The sequence below is a fragment of the Oryzihumus sp. genome (genome assembly GCF_036391795.1).
Classification (GTDB): Bacteria; Actinomycetota; Actinomycetes; order Actinomycetales; family Dermatophilaceae; genus Oryzihumus.
Map to the genome: position 1 here is coordinate 1 of NZ_DASVZH010000019.1, position 16,811 is coordinate 16,811.

A 16,811-nucleotide genomic window follows, 5' to 3' on the forward strand; every position below is an offset into this window, starting at 1 on the left:
GGGCTCATCCTTGGCCTTCCGGGGAGGAGGACGGTATGCCGAGTGCCTGGGTCAGCTGGGCCAGGCCGGCGTCGTGGTCGGTCAGGTGGAGGCGCAGGACCGGGCGGCCGTGGTCGGCCAGCACCTGCGCGTCACCGCCCGCCTGGGCGGCGATGAGGGTGCCGAACGTGAAGTCACGGCCGGGCACCGGGAGGTCCTCGTGCGCCGCGGAGGTGACCTGGAGGTAGACGCCCGTCGCGGGCCCGCCCTTGTGGTACTGCCCGGTGGAGTGCAGGAATCGCGGGCCCCAGCCGAACGTGGTCGGCCGCTCGGTGCGCCGGGCGAGGGCGCGGCGGGCCCCGGCGAGGGGGGCATCGGCCAGCCGGTCGAGGTAGGCCATGACGGCGACGTAGCCGCGCCGGCGGTCCAGCTGGTCGAACAGCGCCTCGAGGGCGGTGCCGACCGTGGTCGCCGAGCCGAGCCAGTCGCCGCCGAGGGCGCGCACCTCGATGGCGCCGTCGGTGAACGCGGGCTCGGCGGCGGCCTTGTCGCCGCCCTCGAGCAGGCCGCGGGCGGCCTTCTTGGCGCTCTCGACGTCAGGCTGGTCGAAGGGGTTGATCCGCAGGACCGCGCCGGCGGCGGCCGTGGCGACCTCCCACAGGAGCAGCTGGGCGCCGAGGGCGCCGCTGACGCGGACCTCCGAGCGCGAGGCGCCGGTGGCGTCGTCGGGGGTGGGGGTCTGGTCGTCGGCCACGTCGGCCACCAGCCGGGCAACGGTGACGTCGGCGGCCGGCCAGGCCACCTCCGGGTCGTCGTCGCCGTCGACGACCACCGGCAGGAGGCCGGTGCCGTCCTTGCCGGTGCTCTCGGCGATGAGCTGCTCGGCCCAGTCGGCGAAACCGGTGATGCCCGAGCCGTCGTCGACGAGCACGAGCTTGTCGCGCAGCGGCTCGGTGCCGGCGATGGCGGCACCGAGGACCAGGCCGGGGTTGGCCGGGTCGTCGTCGGCGAGCAGGTCGGCGACCGACTCGGCGTCGTCGAGCAGCTCCTCGATGTCGGCGCCGGCCAGGCCGCTGGGCACCAGGCCGAAGGCCGTCAGCGCCGAGTAGCGGCCGCCGACGTTCGGGTCGGCGTTGACGACGCGGTAGCCGCGCTCCCGGGCGTCCTTGTCCAGCGGGCTGCCGGGGTCGGTCACCACGACGATGCGCTGGGCCGGGTCGATACCGGCGGCCTCGAACGCGCCCTCGAAGGCGCGACGCTGGGAGTCGGTCTCGACGGTGGAGCCGGACTTGCTCGAGACCACCACGACGGCGCGGTCGAGCCGGTCGGCCAGGGCAGCCCGGACGTAGTCGGGGTCGGAGGAGTCGAGCACGGTCAGCTCGACGCCTGCGGTGGCGCAGATGACCTCCGGGGCGAGCGAGGAGCCGCCCATGCCGCACAGCACCACGTGGTCGACGCCCTGCTCGCGCAGGTGGTCGCGCAGCGCGGCGACCTCACCGACGAGCGGCCGCGAGCTGCGGCCCAGGCCGGTCCAGGACAGCCGGATCGAGGCCTCGGGCTCGGCCGCAGGACCCCAGAGCGTGGGGTCCTGGGCGAACAGGCGGCTGGCGAACCGGTCCCCGACCAGCGTCGCGACGTGGCGCGAGACCGCCTCGCCCGCCGGCCCGGAGGCCAGCACCCCCAGGGCGGAGGAGGTCACTTGGCGGCCCCCGAGGAGGTGGCGGTGGCCTTGGTCAGCTCGTCCTGGACGTCGGTGAGCAGCTCCTCCCAGGACTTCTCGAACTTCTCCACGCCCTCGCGCTCGAGGACGGCGACGACGTCGGCGTAGGAGATGCCCAGGCGCTCGAGCGCGTCGAGCACCGCCTTGGCGTTCTCGTAGTTGCCGGTGACCTGGTCGCCGGCGATCTCGCCGTGGTCGGCGACGGCCTCGAGGGTCTTGCTCGGCATGGTGTTGACCGTGTTCGGGGCGACCAGCTCGGTGACGTACATCGTGTCCGGGTAGGCCGGGTCCTTCACGCCGGTGGAGGCCCACAGCGGGCGCTGCTTGTGCGCACCCTCGGCCTCGAGCACCTGCCAGCGCGGGGTCGCGAAGACCTCGTCGTAGGCGTGGTAGGCCAGGCGCGCGTTGGCGATGCCGGCCTTGCCCTTGAGCGCCTGAGCCTCGGCGGAGCCGTCGAGGGCGTCGAGGCGCTTGTCGACCTCGGTGTCGACGCGGGAGACGAAGAACGAGGCGACCGAGTGGATCGTGGACAGGTCCTTGCCGCCCTCGCGGGCCTGCTCCAGGCCGGTGAGGAAGGCGTTCATCACGCCGCGGTAGCGGTCGAGGGAGAAGATCAGCGTGACGTTGACGCTGATGCCCTCGGCGATGACCTGGGAGATGGCCGGCAGGCCCTCCACCGTCGCGGGGATCTTGATGAGCAGGTTGGGGCGGTCGACCGCGGCCCACAGCTCCGTGGCCTGCTCGACCGTCTTCGTCGTCTCGTGGGCCAGGCGCGGGTCGACCTCGATGGAGACCCGGCCGTCCTGGCCGCCGGTGGCGTCGTAGACCGGACGCATGATGTCGCAGGCGTGGCGGACGTCCTCGGTGGTGAGGGCGAACACCGCCTCGTCGACGTTGCGGCCGTCGTCCGCGAGGGACTTGACCTGCTCGTTGTAGGCGTCGCCCTGGGACAGCGCGGCGGCGAAGATCGTGGGGTTGGTCGTCACGCCCACCACGTGCTTGGTGTCGATGAGCTCCTGCAACCCGCCGCTGGTGATCAGCGGTCGGTTGAGGTCGTCGAGCCAGATCGAGACACCCTGGTCGGACAGGGCCTTGAGTGCGTCAGTCATCGGTTGCCTCCTGCAGCCTGGATGGAGTCGCGGGCAGCGGCGACGACGGCCTCGGCCGTGATGCCGAACTCGCGGTAAAGCGTCTGGTAGTCAGCCGACGCACCGAAGTGGTCGAGGCTGACGATGCGTCCGGCGTCGCCGACGTAGTCACGCCAGCCGAGGGCGACCCCCGCCTCGACGCTGACCCGGGCGCGAACCGCGGGCGGGAGCACCTCGTCGCGGTAGGCCTGGGGCTGCGCCTCGAACCACTCCCGCGAGGGCATCGACACCACTCGGGTGGAGACGCCCTCGGCCTCGAGGGTCTCGCGGGCCTCGACGGCCAGCGGCACCTCGGAGCCGGTCGCGATGAGGATCACCTCCGGAGCGCCCTTCGAGCCGTCGGCGAGTACGTACGCACCGTGGGCAACGCCCTCGGCCGAGCCGAATGTTCCCCGGTCGAGGACCGGCAGGGCCTGACGGGTCAGGGCCAGGCCGGCCGGCCGGTCGCTGTGCTCGAGGATGGTGCGCCAGGCGACCGCGGTCTCGTTGGCGTCGGCGGGGCGCACGACGTCCAGGCCCGGGATCGCCCGCAGCGCGGCGAGGTGCTCGACGGGCTGGTGGGTCGGGCCGTCCTCGCCGAGGCCGATCGAGTCGTGCGTCCACACGAACGTCACGGGGATCTGCTGCAGCGCCGCGAGGCGCACCGCCGGACGCATGTAGTCGGAGAACACCAGGAAGGTGCCGCCGTAGGGACGGGTCAGGCCCTCGAGCGCGATGCCGTTGAGGATCGCGCCCATGCCGAACTCGCGGATGCCGAAGTGCAGGGTGCGGCCGTAGGGCCCGCCCTTCCACTCGTGCGTCTGCTTGCCGGCGGGGATGAAGCTCTCCACCCCGGCCATCGTCGTGTTGTTCGACTCGGCGAGGTCGGCCGAGCCACCCCACAGCTCGGGCATGACGTCGGCGAGGGCGCCGAGGACCTTGCCGCTGGCGGCGCGGGTGGCGATGCCCTTGGCATCGGCCTCGAAGACCGGCAGCGCGTCGGCCAGACCCTCGGGGAGCTCGCGCTCGACGAGCCGGTCGAGCAGCGCGGCGCGCTCGGGCTGGGCGGCCCGCCACGCGGCATACCGCTCGTCCCACTCGGCGTGGGCCTGCTTGCCGCGCTGCTGCACCTCGCGGGCACGGGACAGCACGTCCTCCTCGACCGCAAAGGTGGCCTCCGGGTCGAAGCCCAGCAGCCGCTTGGTCGCCTGGATCTCCTCGTCACCGAGGGCCGAGCCGTGGCTCTTGCCGGTGTTCTGCTTGGTCGGGGCCGGCCAGGCGATGATCGTCTTGAGCACCACGAGGGTCGGCTTGTCGGCGATGGCCTTGCCGCGCTCGATCGCGGCGAGCAGCGCGTCGACGTCCTCGACGTAGGTCGCGCCGTCACCACCCTTGCGCCAGTCCACCTGCTCGACGTGCCAGCCGTAGGCCGCGTAGCGCGCCGCCACGTCCTCGGAGAACGAGATGTTGGTGTCGTCCTCGATCGAGATGTGGTTCTGGTCGTAGATGAGGGTGAGGTTGCCGAGCTCCTGGTGGCCGGCGAGGGCGCTCGCCTCGTGGGAGACGCCCTCCATGATGTCGCCGTCGGAGGCCATCACGTAGATGTGGTGGTCGAACGGGCTCTCGCCGGGCGCGGCGTGGGGGTCGAGCAGGCCGCGCTGGCGACGCTGGGCGAAGGCCATGCCGATCGCGGAGGCCAGGCCGGAGCCGAGCGGCCCGGTGGTGATCTCGACGCCGTCGGTGTGGTGGACCTCGGGGTGGCCCGGGGTCAGCGAGCCCCACGTGCGCAGCGACTTCAGGTCGTCCAGCTCCAGGCCGTAGCCGGACAGGTAGAGCTGGATGTACTGCGTGAGGCTGGAGTGCCCGCAGGACAGCACGAAGCGGTCGCGGCCCAGCCACTGCGGGTCGGTCGGGTCGTGCCGCATGAGGTTCTGGTAGATGAGGTAGGCGGCCGGGGCCAGGCTCATGGCGGTGCCGGGGTGGCCGTTGCCGACCTTCTGCACGGCGTCGGCCGCGAGCAGCCGGATGGTGTCCACCGCCCGGACGTCGAGGTCGGTCCACCCGGTCTGCGTCACGACCGGCGCGGGCAGCGAGGTGTCACGCGTGCGGGGTGCGGTCCCGGTGGTCGCAGGGTTGTGCTCGGTCACGGATTTCACGACTCCTTTACACGGCGTCGCGCAGCGGGGCAGGAGGCCGATCGGGCCACCGTTCCCGCCAACGGCGCCAGCTTGGGCACGACGGTGCCGAGCCTATCCCCGCTGGTGACGGGCGTCGCACGGAGTCCGCCGTCCGGACCACGATGCGCCCGGGCTAGACTGACCGAGCCCACAGGACGCCCCCGCCGAGACCGGCCCGGCATCGCCGGCCGACCGCGAGGCGCCATCGTCGTCGAAGCCCCCGAAGGACACCGTGACCGCTCTCGAGCCGCGCGCCGACGCTGCCGCGGCCCCGTCCCCGGGGCCGGCTGTCACGATCCGCAACTACGTTGCGCTGACCAAGCCCCGCATCATCGAGCTGCTGCTGGTCACCACGGTCCCGACGATGTTCCTGGCCCAGCGCGGGCTGCCCTCGCTGTGGCTCGTCGTCGCCACCCTCGTCGGCGGCGCGCTGTCGGCCGGGTCGGCGAACACCCTCAACTGCTACATCGACCGCGACATCGACAAGCTCATGCACCGCACCGAGGGCCGACCCCTGGCCACCGGGGCGATCAGCCCGGCCGCGGCGCTGCGCTTCGGCATCGCGCTGTCGGTGGTCTCGACGTTGTGGCTCGGGCTGCTGGTCAACTGGCTCTCGGCCGCCCTGTCCTTCGGCGCCATGGCGTTCTACGTCGGCGTCTACACGATGGTGCTCAAGCGGCGCACCGCCCAGAACATCGTCTGGGGCGGCGCTGCCGGCTGCATGCCCGTGCTCATCGGCTGGTCCGCCGTGACCGACACGGTCGCCTGGCCCGCGGTGATCCTGTTCCTCGTCATCTTCTTCTGGACACCGCCGCACTACTGGCCCCTGTCGATGCGGTTCAAGGACGACTACGCCAACGCCGGCGTGCCGATGCTGCCGGTGGTGGCCAAGGACCTCGCCGTCGCCCGGCAGGTCGTGGCCTACAGCTGGGCCATGGTCGCCGCGTCGCTGGCCCTGGTGCCCGTCGCGGACATGGGCTGGGTCTACCTCGTCGGCGCAGTGGTCTCCGGTGCCCTGTTCATCGGCGAGGCGCACCGCCTGCTCGCACGAGCCAAGGAGGGCGCGGCGGCGTCGGTGCTCAAGCCGATGCGGCTGTTCCACTTCTCGATCAGCTACCTGACGATCCTCTTCCTCGCCGTCGCCGTCGACCCGCTGCTGCACCTGGCGCTCTGATGGACGCCGCCGGCTTCGCCTCCTGGGTCGCCGGCTACGAGCGCGCCTGGCGCGCCCCCGGCACCGACCTGCTGGCCACCCTCTTCGCCGATGACGCGGCATACCTCATGAGCCCGTATGCCGACCCGGTGGTCGGGCTCGAGGCGATCAGCGAGCTGTGGGAGGCGGAGCGCGACGGGCCGGAGGAGGTGTTCACGATGACCTCGCAGGTCGTCGCGTTCTCCGGCGACACCGGGGTGGCGCGGGTGCACGTGGTCTACGGCGCGCCCTACCGCGAGTGGCGTGACATCTGGATCGTGCGCTTCGACGGGGAGGGCCGGGCCGTGCACTTCGAGGAGTGGCCGATCGGCCCGCCCGGCTCGCACCGCCCCTCCGGACTCTGACCGGCCCGCCAGGTCGGGCTTTGCTCAGCGCGGGCCGCTCCCGATGCCCTGTCGGCGCCCGGAAAGCGGTCTGGGCCGAGCACACCGGTCCTGAGTGAGCCCGGCACGGGAGTGGCCGCGGTCGTGACAGGCCCTGCGTGGCCCTAGCGGGTGCGCAGCGTCAGCAGGCCGCGGGTCAGCGCGACCACGAGGAGGCTGGCGCCGAGCATGTGCAGCGCGACGACCGCCTCGGGCAGGCCGGTGAAGTACTGCACGTAGCCGATCACGCCCTGGGCGAGGGTCACGACCAGCACCCAGGCCCACGCCCGCCGCGTCCGCGCGGGGGCGTCCACCAGGCGCACCGCGACGAGCATCGCCACGACCAGGCCGGTGAACAGCATCACCGCGTCGGCGTGCAGCCACGAGACCGAGCGCGGGTCGAAGCCGAAGCGGGTCGGGTGCACGGCGTCGCCGGAGTGCGGCCCGGAGCCGGTGACCACGGTGCCCAGGGCGAGCACGACCGCGCCCAGGGCCACGGTGACCCGGCCCAGCAGGCCGACCTCGCGGCGCGCCACCGGGACCGGGGCCGCGTCGCCCTCGCCGGCGCGGACCAGCAGCAGCGTGCTGATCGCGACGATGACCATGGACAGCAGGAAGTGCCCGGCCACGGTCGCCGGGTTGAGGCCGGTCAGCACGGTGATGCCGCCGAGCATCGCCTGCGCGACGACGCCGAGCAGCGGCAGGGTGGACAGGCGCAGCAGCGACCGCCGGCCCGGGGCGAGCTTCCACACCGCGATGATCACGGCGATGGCGGCGAGGCCCACGACCGAGGTGAGGGTGCGGTTGCCGAACTCGATGACCTTGTGGATGCCCTGGGCCTGGTGGGCCACCGGGGTGAACGAGCCGGGCACGCACTCGGGCCAGGTGGGGCAGCCCAGACCGGACCCGGTGAGGCGGACCAGGCCGCCGGTGACGACGATGCCCACCTCGAGCACCACGTTGGCGAGCAGGATGCGGCGCAGCCAGGGGTTCGGCGAGGCGTCGACGGGCGTCGGCGCGGGGGCGGTCACGGAGGGGATCGTCACGTCAGAAGGGTAGATGGCCGGCGTGGGCGAGCAGACGGTGGGCGCAGCTCAGGCCCGGAGCACGACCGCCAGGCCCTGGCCGACGCCGATGCAGATCGCTGCGAGGCCCCAGCCGCCGCCTCGGCGGTGCAGCGCGTGGGCGAGCGACCCGATCACCCGCGCGCCGCTGCAGCCGAGCGGGTGTCCGATCGCGATCGCGCCGCCGTTGACGTTGACGATGGCCGGGTCGAGCTCGGGCCAGGAGCGCAGGCACGCCAGGGACTGCGCGGCGAACGCCTCGTTGAGCTCCACCGCGGCCAGGTCGCCCCAGCCGATCCCGGCCCGCTCCAGCGCCCGCTGCGCCGCCTCGACCGGGCCGATGCCGAACACGTGCGGGTCCACCCCGGAGGCGGCGCGGGAGACCACCCTGGCCAGCGGCTCCGGTGAGCCGAGTCGCTCCAGGCCGGCGTCGTCGGCGAGGAACAGCGCGGCCGCGCCGTCGTTGAGCGGCGAGGCGTTGCCAGCGGTCACCGTGCCGTCGGGCCGGAACACCGGCTTGAGCCGGGCCAGCCCCTCCACCGAGGCGTCGGCGCGGATGCCCTCGTCGCGGGTGAGGTCGGTGCCCTCGACCGGGACCACCTCGGCGTCGTACACCCCCTCCTCCCACGCGCGCGCGGCGTTGCGGTGCGAGGCGACGGCGAACACGTCCTGCTCCTCGCGGCTGATCCCGAACTGGTCGGCCAGGATCTCGGCCCCCTCGCCGAGCGCCACCGTCCACTGCGCCGGCATGGCCGGGTTGACCATGCGCCAGCCCAGGGTGGTGGAGTGCAGCTGCTCGTGCCCGCGGGGGTAGCCGCGCTCCGGCTTCTGCAGCACCCACGGCGCCCGGCTCATCGACTCGACCCCGCCGGCGAGGACGAGGTCGGCGTCGCCGGCGGCGATCGCGCGCGAGCCCTGGATCACCGCCTCCATGCCCGACCCGCACAGCCGGTTGACGGTCGCTCCCGGCACCGAGGTCGGCAGCCCGGCCAGCAGCGCCGCCATGCGGGCCACGTCGCGGTTGTCCTCACCGGCGCCGTTGGCGTCGCCGAGCAGCACGTCGTCAACCCCGGCGGGGTCGAAGCCCCTCCCGGTATGCCGTGCCACGAGCTCGCGCACGACCGTCGCCGCCAGGTCGTCGGGGCGCACCCCGGCGAGCGCACCGGCATACCGTCCGATGGGGGTGCGGACCGCGTCGGCCACCCACACGTCGTTCATCAGCGACTCCTGTCCAGGTGAGGAACGCCACGAACCTTCTCACAGGGTCGTCTCCCGCCCATGGCGCAGGAGGGGCGGGGCCGTCCTGCGTCGCGGGGGTGAGGGACCCTCGTCGCGCGGGACGAGGCCACATCCGCCGCGTCGCAGCACCGTGGGGGACGACATCCCTGGAACCGCGAAGGGGCCTGCAGTGACTCGACACCGTGACGTCGTCCGTCGGGCCCGGCGAGCCCGCACCGCGGGATGGCTGGCCGTCATGCTCGGGCTGGCCGCGGCCCTCGTGACCCTGCCCTCCGTGCCGGCCTCGGCCATGGCCAAGATCCAGTGCAAGCAGACCACCGGTACCGGCTACATCGACCCGATCGTGCACCACGACCAACCGATCGGCTACTCCCACCTGCACCAGTTCTTCGGCAACAACGCGTGGCTGGCCCTGGCCAACCCGAACTGGGCGAACTACGCCAACCTCGTGGGCAAGGGCACGAACTGCGCCAACCTGGCGGACACGGCCGGCTACTGGTCGCCGGCCCTGCGCTACACAGCGAGCGGGTCGGTCATCCCGGCGGTGGGGTTCTGGGCCTACTACCGCTCCTACGACGGCAGCAACATGGGACCGGGGATGGCGTTCCCGGCCGACACCCGCCTCGTGGCCACGGTGCACAACTGGACGTGCGGCCAGTTCGAGCGCCAGGCGCCGGTGCCCTACATCCCGGACTGCCACCGGGCCGACGGGAGGCCGGGGCACACGCTGACCGCCCACATCGACTTCCCGTCCTGCTGGAACGGCGTGCGGCCCTACCACCCGAACGCCCAGGTCGGCGACACCCGGGACAACCGCAACTACGCCTACGCGGTCAACGGCGTCTGCCCGACGGGCTTCCCCTACAAGATGGTGCAGCTGCGGGAGACGATCGCGTACGCCTACCACGGCTACGGCACCGACGTTCAGGTCGCCAGCGACCCGATGATGGGGATGAGCGACGGCATGTCGATGCACGCCGACTTCTGGAACACGTGGAACCAGGCGGGGCTGCAGTCGCTCGTCGTCAACTGCATCTCCGGCACCGGGACGCGCACCAAGGCCCAGTGCGGCTGAGCCCCGCCCCCTGGTCACAGCCTTCATCTCCGCCCATCCCGCATCGTGGGATGTCTTCGTCCCACGATCCGGGATGGTTGATGACCGGATCCAGCACCGGTGCTCAGGTCCGATGCTGCCGGGTGGGTTCGCGCCCGTGGTCGGCCCGCCCTGCCCGAGTGGGTCCGAACCGGGCCACCGGTGTGGCGCAGGTCACCGGGTGTGGTTCCTGGGGTGACGGCGGACGGTCCGGGTCTCCCGGCGTCGTGCCCGGGTCGGTGAGGTTCCAGGCGGTCCGGAGACCTACCGGGACCTAGGTCCCGAAACGCCGCAATGCCGGACAAGCAACGCGTCTCTGGACCAAAGGTCACGGCTTGGGCACTCTCGGGGACTGCGGCTCACCGGCCGTCTCTCCTGTCCCCTGTGAGGAGTCCCATCCATGAGACACACGCCCCGGCATGCCGCGGTGGCCCTGTCGAGCCGACGGCTGCAGGTGGTCGCGATGGTCATGGCCGCCACGCTGGCACTGGTCGTCACCTCGCTGGTGTCGCAGTCGCGGTCCCAGCCGGCCCAGGCGATGGCCAAGATCAAGTGCAAGCAGACCACCGGCACCGGGCGGTTCGACCCGATCGTCCACCACGACGAGACGCCTCCGGTCGGACACAACCACCAGTTCTTCGGCAACAACGCCTGGCTGTCCCTGCCCAACCCCAACGCCGCGAACCTGTCGGACCTGCAGGGCAAGGGCACGAACTGCGCCAACCCCAAGGACACGGCCGGCTACTGGGTGCCCGTCCTGCAGAACAAGACCACCAAGGCACCCGTCGCCGTGCAGGCGTTCACCGCGTACTACCGCAGCTTCGACTTCAAGGAGTTCGGCCAGGGCCAGCCGCTGCCACCGGACACCCGGCTGGTCGCGGAGAAGCACAACTGGAGCTGCGGTCAGTACATGTCGGTCAAGCCGGTGCCCTACATCCCGGACTGCTCCGGCGCGACCGGCCAGCCCGGGTCGACGCTGACGGCGCACATCGACTTCCCGTCCTGCTGGAACGGGGTCAAGCCGAACCACCCGGCGAGCCAGGTCGGTGACACCACGGACAACAAGAACTTCGCCTACGAGTCCGGCGGCGCGTGCCCCTCGGGCTTCCCGATCAAGGTCGTCGCCCTGCGGGAGACCATCTCCTACCATTACACCGGCCACGGCACCGACCTCGAGCTGTCCTCGGACGCCGAGCACGGCACCACCGACGGGCAGTCGCTGCACGCCGACTTCTTCAACGCCTGGGACACCGCCGGCATGGCCTCGATGGTGAAGAACTGCGTCAGCGGCACCGGCACGCCCACCGCGGCCGAGTGCGGCTGACCTGAGACGCGCCGGGCGCCCCGCGGCCACGGGGGCCCGGCGACCAACCAGGGGCCTGGACGGTCCGGACGTGTCGACAGGGGGCGCGTCCGGACCGGACCCGGGCCCACCGGTTCCGGGTGACCCCCGCAGCCGCAGGTGGAGAGACCTGTGGAGGCGGGGGTCCTCGCCGTTCGGGGGAGTGGCGCGCCCAGCGGCTCAGTCGCCCCAGCGGAAGGTGCGCGCGGCGACGACGGTCGCGACCGCGCCCCAGAGCACCAGGACCAGGACGGGTATGCCGGCCAGCCGGCCGTGCAGGAACGCGTCCCGCAGCCCGTCGGCCAGGGCGCTGGAGGGCAGGACCGTCGTCAGGTGGGACAGTCCGGCCGGCTGCTCGCTGCGCGGGATGATGACCCCGCCGAGGGCCAGCAGGACCACCCACACGAGGTTGGCGATGGCCAGGACGCCCTCGGCGCGGACCGTGCCGGCCAGCAGCAGCGCCAGGGCCACGAACGCCCAGGTGCCCAGCAGGGCGACGACCAGGGCCGGCAGCAGGCCGACCCAGCTCGGGTGCCAGCCCAGCGCCAGGCCGAGCCCGCCGATCACGACGAACTGCAGCAGCTCGACGGCGAGCACCGCGACCGACTTGGCCACGAGCAGGCCGCCGCGGCCGAGCGGGGTCACCCCGAGCAGGCGCAGCACCCCGTAGCGGCGGTCGAAGCCGGTCTGGATCGCCTGCCCGGTGAACGCGGTGGAGATGACGGCCAGGGCCAGCACCCCCGGCACCGCCACGTCGATCCGCCGGCCGGGGCCGAGCGAGGGGGTGTGGGCCAGGGCGAGCCCGACCAGGGCCAGGGCCGGCAGCACGATCGCGACGAGCAGCTGCTCGCCGTTGCGCAGCAGCGTGCCCGCCTCGAAGCGGGCCTGGGCCCGGACCCGGGTCCGCGGGGTCGCCGGGGCGCTCATCGGGAACCCTCCCGGGTCAGCTCGAAGTAGACGTCCTCGAGGGTGCGTTCGCCGGTGACCTCGGCGACCGATCCCTCGGCCACGGCGCGGCCGTGGTCGACGATGACGACGTGGTCGGCCAGGCGCTCGGCCTCCTCGAAGGAGTGGGTGGTGACCACGACGGCGCAGCCGGTGTCGCGGGTCTCGCGCACGAGGTCCCACACGTCGAGGCGGGCGTGCGGGTCGAGGCCGGCGGTCGGCTCGTCGAGGAAGACCACCTCGGGCCGGCCGACCAGGGCGGCGGCGAGGGCCACCCGCTGCTTCTGTCCGCCGGAGAGCCGGCGCACCGTGGTGCCGGCGAAGGCGTCGATGCCCAGCCGCTGCATGAGACCGTCGACGTCGACCGGCGTGGCGTAGAGGGAGGCCAGGTGGCGCAGCAGGCGCACCGGCTTCGCGCCGCCCGGGAGCCCGCCGTCCTGGAGCATCACCCCGACCCGGGCGCGGTGGGCGGCGGGGGAGGACCACGGGTCGGTCCCCAGGACGCGGACCTCGCCGCCGTCGGGGCGCTGCAGCCCCTCGGCGCACTCGATGGTCGTGGTCTTGCCGGCCCCGTTGGGGCCGAGCACGGCGGTGACCTGCCCGCTCGCGGCGCGCCACGACATACCGTCGACGGCGCGGCGGGGCCCGAACTGCCGGACCAGGTCGCGGACGGTCACGGCTTCGGTCACGTGGGCGAGTGTAGGTCGCGCGCCCGGGTGACCCGTCTCACCCCCTGTCCGGGCGTTGTTAGGTGAGCCTGACTAGAGGTTCGGCCCCGAATTACGTCACAATGATGTTGTGTTTATCGCTCGAGCGGACCAGGCGTGTGGGACCACCCCGTCCCACCGCCTCGAGGCGCGCACGCGCGACCGCGTCCGCCGGGCCGTCTCCGAGCACGGGCCGGTGACCGCCGCGGCGCTCGCCGAGCAGCTCGGCCTGACGCCCGCCGCGGTGCGCCGCCACCTCGACGCCCTCGCCGAGCAGGGGATGGTCGCCGAGCGCGAGCCGGCCGCCGCCGGCAAGGGCCGCGGCCGCGGACGCCCCGCCCGCTCCTACGTGCTCTCCGAGGCCGGCCACCACGCGCTGCAGGACGACTACGACGACGTGGCCACCTCCGCCCTGCGCTTCCTCGCCGACAAGGTGGGGGAGGACGCGGTCACCGCCTTCGCGCGCGAGCGGATCGACCACCTCGAGCAGCGCTATGCCGCCGAGCTCGCCGCCGCGGGCGAGGACCGCACTGCCCGGGCGGAGGCCCTGGCCGAGGCCCTCACCGCCGACGGCTACGCTGCCTCGACCCGGCCGGTCGGCCAGGGCAGCCCCCTCGCCGGCGTGCAGCTGTGCCAGGGGCACTGCCCCGTCCAGCACGTCGCCGCCGAGTTCCCCGCCTTCTGCGACGCCGAGACCGACGCGTTCTCGCGCCTGCTCGGGGTGCACGTGCAGCGCCTGGCCACCCTGGCCCACGGCGAGCACGTGTGCACGACGTTCATCCCCCTGACCAGCACGACCTCCGGCCCCTCGGGGTCGACCCCGCCCACCTCTGATGAAAGGGCCTCTCGATGAGCACCCACATTGAAGAGCTCAACCCCGGTCTGAAGGACCTCGGCCGTTACGAGTACGGCTGGGCCGACTCCGACACCGCCGGTGCGAGCGCGCGCCGCGGCCTCAACGAGGAGGTCGTGCGCGACATCTCCGGGCGCAAGAACGAGCCCGAGTGGATGCTCAAGCTGCGCGAGAAGTCGCTGCGGCTGTTCGACAAGAAGCCCATGCCGAACTGGGGCTCGGACCTGACCGGCATCGACTTCCAGAACATCAAGTACTTCGTGAAGTCGACCGAGAAGCAGGCGACCTCCTGGGACGAGCTGCCCGAGGACATCAAGAACACCTACGACAGGCTCGGCATCCCGGAGGCGGAGAAGCAGCGCCTCATCGCCGGCGTCGCCGCGCAGTACGAGTCCGAGGTCGTCTACCACCAGATCCGGGAGGACCTGGAGGAGAAGGGCGTCATCTTCGTCGACACCGACACCGGCCTGCGCGAGCACGAGGACCTGTTCCGCGAGTACTTCGCGTCGGTGATCCCCGCCGGTGACAACAAGTTCGCCGCGCTCAACACGGCCGTGTGGTCCGGTGGCTCGTTCATCTACGTCCCGCCGGGCGTCCACGTCGACATCCCGCTGCAGGCCTACTTCCGGATCAACACCGAGAACATGGGCCAGTTCGAGCGGACGCTGATCATCGCCGACGAGGGCTCCTACGTGCACTACGTCGAGGGCTGCACCGCGCCGATCTACAAGTCGGACTCGCTGCACTCGGCCGTCGTCGAGATCGTCGTGAAGAAGAACGCCCGCGTGCGCTACACGACCATCCAGAACTGGTCGAACAACGTCTACAACCTCGTCACCAAGCGCGCGACCTGCGCCGAGGGCGCCACGATGGAGTGGATCGACGGCAACATCGGCTCCAAGGTGACGATGAAGTACCCCGCCGTCTTCCTGCTCGGCGAGCACGCCAAGGGCGAGACGCTGTCCATCGCCTTCGCCGGCGAGGGCCAGCACCAGGACGCCGGCGCCAAGATGGTCCACGCGGCGCCGCACACCAGCTCCTCGATCGTGTCCAAGTCCGTGGCACGCGGGGGCGGCCGCACGTCCTACCGCGGCCTGGTCCAGGTCATGGACGGCGCGCACCACAGCAAGTCCACCGTCCGCTGCGACGCGCTGCTCGTGGACACGATCAGCCGCTCCGACACCTACCCGTACGTCGACGTCCGCGAGGACGACGTGCAGATGGGCCACGAGGCGACCGTGTCCAAGATCGGCGACGACCAGCTGTTCTACCTGATGTCGCGCGGCCTGACCGAGGAGGAGGCCATGGCGATGATCGTGCGCGGGTTCATCGAGCCCATCGCGCGTGAGCTGCCCATGGAGTACGCCCTCGAGCTCAACCGCCTGATCGAGCTGCAGATGGAAGGAGCCGTCGGCTGATGACGGTCGTGACCCCCCAGCCCCACACCGACGCGGCCGAGGCCTTCGTCCCGGACCAGTCGCGCGCGGAGCGCCCGACCTCCTTCGAGGTGGCCGACTTCGCGGTGCCGAACGGCCGCGAGGAGGAGTGGCGCTTCAGCCCCGTCGACCGCCTGGCCGACCTCATGCAGGTCGAGCCCAGCGACGAGGGCGCCCTGCTCGTGGAGACCCAGGCGCCCGAGGGCGTCGAGCTGCTCGACCTGCCGCTGACCGACGAGCGGGTCGGCACGGCCTTCGTGCCGGCCGACCGGGCCGCGGCCTCCGGCTGGGCCGGCACCGCCTCGGCGCTCTACGTGGGCATCCCGAAGGAAACCGAGCTGGCCGAGCCGGTCGTCGTGCGGCTCAAGGGCGATGCCCGCAAGCGTGGCAACGGCCACACCGTGATCGACGCCGGCCGGCACAGCCGCGCCACCGTCGTGCTGAGCCACACCGGCTCCGCCCAGCACCTGGGCAACGTCGAGATCCGCGTCGGCGACGGCGCCGAGCTGACCTTCGTCACGGTGCAGGAGTGGGACGACGACGCGCTCCACATCGCGCAGAACGACGCCCTGGTCGGCCGCGACGCCAGCCTCAAGCACATCGCCGTCACCCTCGGCGGCGAGGTCGTGCGGGTGTCCACCAACGTGCGCTACGCCGGGCCCGGCGGCTCGGTGGAGTGCCTGGGCGTCTACTTCGCCGACGCCCACCAGCACCAGGAGCACCGCCTCTTCGTCGACCACGAGGCGCCGCACTGCAAGAGCAACGTGCAGTACAAGGGCGCCCTGCAGGGCGAGAGCGCGCACACCGTCTGGATCGGCGACGTCCTCATCCGCGCCGCGGCCGAGGGCACCGAGACCTACGAGCTCAACCGCAACCTGGTCCTCACCGACGGCGCCCGCGCCGACTCGGTGCCCAACCTGGAGATCGAGACCGGCGAGATCGTCGGCGCCGGCCACGCATCGGCGACCGGGCGCTTCGACGACGAGCAGCTGTTCTACCTGCAGGCCCGTGGCATCCCCGAGGACCAGGCCCGTCGCCTGGTCGTGCGCGGCTTCTTCGCCGACATCGTGCACCGCATCGGCGTGCCCGAGGTGCAGGAGCACCTCATGGCCGCGATCGACGCCGAGCTGTCCACCTCGATGGGTGAGCAGGCCGAGGCGGTCACCGCGTGAGTGAGACGACCGAGATGACCGAGGAGTTCGTGCGCGTCTGCTCCGTCGACGACCTGCCCGAGGTGGGAGCCGTCGCGGCCGAGGTCAACGGCACGGTGGTGGCCATCGTGCGCGACAGCGCGGGTGACATCCACGCCATCGACGACACCTGCAGCCACGCCAACGTGTCCCTGTCCGAGGGCGAGGTCGAGGACTGCAGCATCGAGTGCTGGCTGCACGGCTCGCGGTTCGACCTGCGCAGCGGCAAGCCGACCGGGCTGCCGGCCATCACCCCCATTGCTGTCTACCCCGTGAAGATCGACGGCGGCGACGTGTTCGTCTCCGTGACGAAGGAGAACTGAGAACCCATGGCAACCCTGGAGATCAAGGACCTGCAGGTCAC

The 16,811-nt window shown here is 72.2% G+C and carries 15 protein-coding genes; 8 read left to right on the top strand and 7 right to left on the bottom strand.

Annotated elements, in window-relative coordinates; genetic code table 11:
• Positions 1-4: 4 nt before the first annotated feature.
• From VF825_RS00745 to tkt, 3 genes are read right to left on the bottom strand one after another with little or no spacing between them, the layout of a single operon-like run.
• Positions 5-1,678, bottom strand: coding sequence for a glucose-6-phosphate isomerase (locus tag VF825_RS00745; RefSeq protein WP_331109085.1), 1,674 nt, complete (start codon positions 1,676-1,678; stop codon positions 5-7).
• Positions 1,675-2,808, bottom strand: a complete 1,134-nt coding sequence (gene tal, locus VF825_RS00750; protein ID WP_331109087.1) for a transaldolase — start codon at positions 2,806-2,808, stop codon at positions 1,675-1,677. The genes VF825_RS00745 and tal overlap by 4 nt, the downstream gene beginning before the upstream one ends.
• Positions 2,805-4,973 (bottom strand): transketolase, encoded by a 2,169-nt coding sequence (gene tkt / locus VF825_RS00755; RefSeq protein WP_414695731.1) that lies wholly within the window; start codon positions 4,971-4,973, stop codon positions 2,805-2,807. Before tkt ends, tal begins: the two co-directional genes overlap by 4 nt.
• Before the next feature lie 262 nt (positions 4,974-5,235).
• On the opposite strand from tkt, the gene VF825_RS00760 reads away from it, so the two are divergent.
• Together VF825_RS00760 and VF825_RS00765 are read left to right on the top strand one after the other, a co-directional pair.
• Positions 5,236-6,177, top strand: coding sequence for a heme o synthase (locus VF825_RS00760; RefSeq protein WP_414695732.1), 942 nt, complete (start codon positions 5,236-5,238; stop codon positions 6,175-6,177).
• Positions 6,177-6,560, top strand: coding sequence for a nuclear transport factor 2 family protein (locus VF825_RS00765; RefSeq protein WP_331109090.1), 384 nt, complete (start codon positions 6,177-6,179; stop codon positions 6,558-6,560). The genes VF825_RS00760 and VF825_RS00765 overlap by 1 nt, the downstream gene beginning before the upstream one ends.
• A gap of 143 nt (positions 6,561-6,703) precedes the next feature.
• Here VF825_RS00765 and VF825_RS00770 read toward each other — a convergent pair whose 3' ends face one another.
• Together VF825_RS00770 and VF825_RS00775 are read right to left on the bottom strand one after the other, a co-directional pair.
• Positions 6,704-7,624: a COX15/CtaA family protein gene (locus VF825_RS00770; RefSeq protein WP_331109092.1), complete on the bottom strand. Its 921-nt coding sequence runs from the start codon at positions 7,622-7,624 to the stop codon at positions 6,704-6,706.
• Positions 7,625-7,672: 48 nt separating this feature from the next.
• Positions 7,673-8,860, bottom strand: coding sequence for a thiolase family protein (locus tag VF825_RS00775; protein WP_331109094.1), 1,188 nt, complete (start codon positions 8,858-8,860; stop codon positions 7,673-7,675).
• Between the two features lie 190 nt (positions 8,861-9,050).
• Between VF825_RS00775 and VF825_RS00780 the strand changes: the two genes are divergently transcribed.
• Both VF825_RS00780 and VF825_RS00785 read left to right on the top strand, forming a co-directional pair.
• A complete protein-coding gene (locus VF825_RS00780) occupies positions 9,051-9,956 on the top strand; it encodes a DUF1996 domain-containing protein (RefSeq protein WP_331109096.1) in 906 nt (301 codons plus the stop codon).
• Between the two features lie 418 nt (positions 9,957-10,374).
• Positions 10,375-11,298, top strand: a complete 924-nt coding sequence (locus VF825_RS00785) for a DUF1996 domain-containing protein (RefSeq protein ID WP_331109098.1) — start codon at positions 10,375-10,377, stop codon at positions 11,296-11,298.
• A 198-nt stretch (positions 11,299-11,496) separates the two neighbouring features.
• Here VF825_RS00785 and VF825_RS00790 read toward each other — a convergent pair whose 3' ends face one another.
• Entirely contained in the window at positions 11,497-12,243 is a 747-nt protein-coding gene (locus tag VF825_RS00790) for an ABC transporter permease (protein ID WP_331109101.1), read from the bottom strand.
• Positions 12,240-12,950, bottom strand: coding sequence for an ABC transporter ATP-binding protein (locus VF825_RS00795; protein WP_331109103.1), 711 nt, complete (start codon positions 12,948-12,950; stop codon positions 12,240-12,242). The genes VF825_RS00790 and VF825_RS00795 overlap by 4 nt, the downstream gene beginning before the upstream one ends.
• A gap of 115 nt (positions 12,951-13,065) precedes the next feature.
• On the opposite strand from VF825_RS00795, the gene VF825_RS00800 reads away from it, so the two are divergent.
• Genes VF825_RS00800 through VF825_RS00815 form a run of 4 tightly spaced genes read left to right on the top strand, consistent with a single transcriptional unit; the run spans position 13,066 to position 16,770 of the window.
• Positions 13,066-13,821, top strand: coding sequence for a helix-turn-helix transcriptional regulator (locus tag VF825_RS00800; RefSeq protein ID WP_331109113.1), 756 nt, complete (start codon positions 13,066-13,068; stop codon positions 13,819-13,821).
• A complete protein-coding gene (gene sufB, locus VF825_RS00805) occupies positions 13,818-15,239 on the top strand; it encodes a Fe-S cluster assembly protein SufB (protein ID WP_331109105.1) in 1,422 nt (473 codons plus the stop codon). Before VF825_RS00800 ends, sufB begins: the two co-directional genes overlap by 4 nt.
• A complete protein-coding gene (gene sufD, locus VF825_RS00810) occupies positions 15,239-16,429 on the top strand; it encodes a Fe-S cluster assembly protein SufD (RefSeq protein WP_331109107.1) in 1,191 nt (396 codons plus the stop codon). Before sufB ends, sufD begins: the two co-directional genes overlap by 1 nt.
• Before the next feature lie 14 nt (positions 16,430-16,443).
• Entirely contained in the window at positions 16,444-16,770 is a 327-nt protein-coding gene (locus VF825_RS00815) for a non-heme iron oxygenase ferredoxin subunit (protein ID WP_331109115.1), read from the top strand.
• Positions 16,771-16,811: the final 41 nt, after the last annotated feature.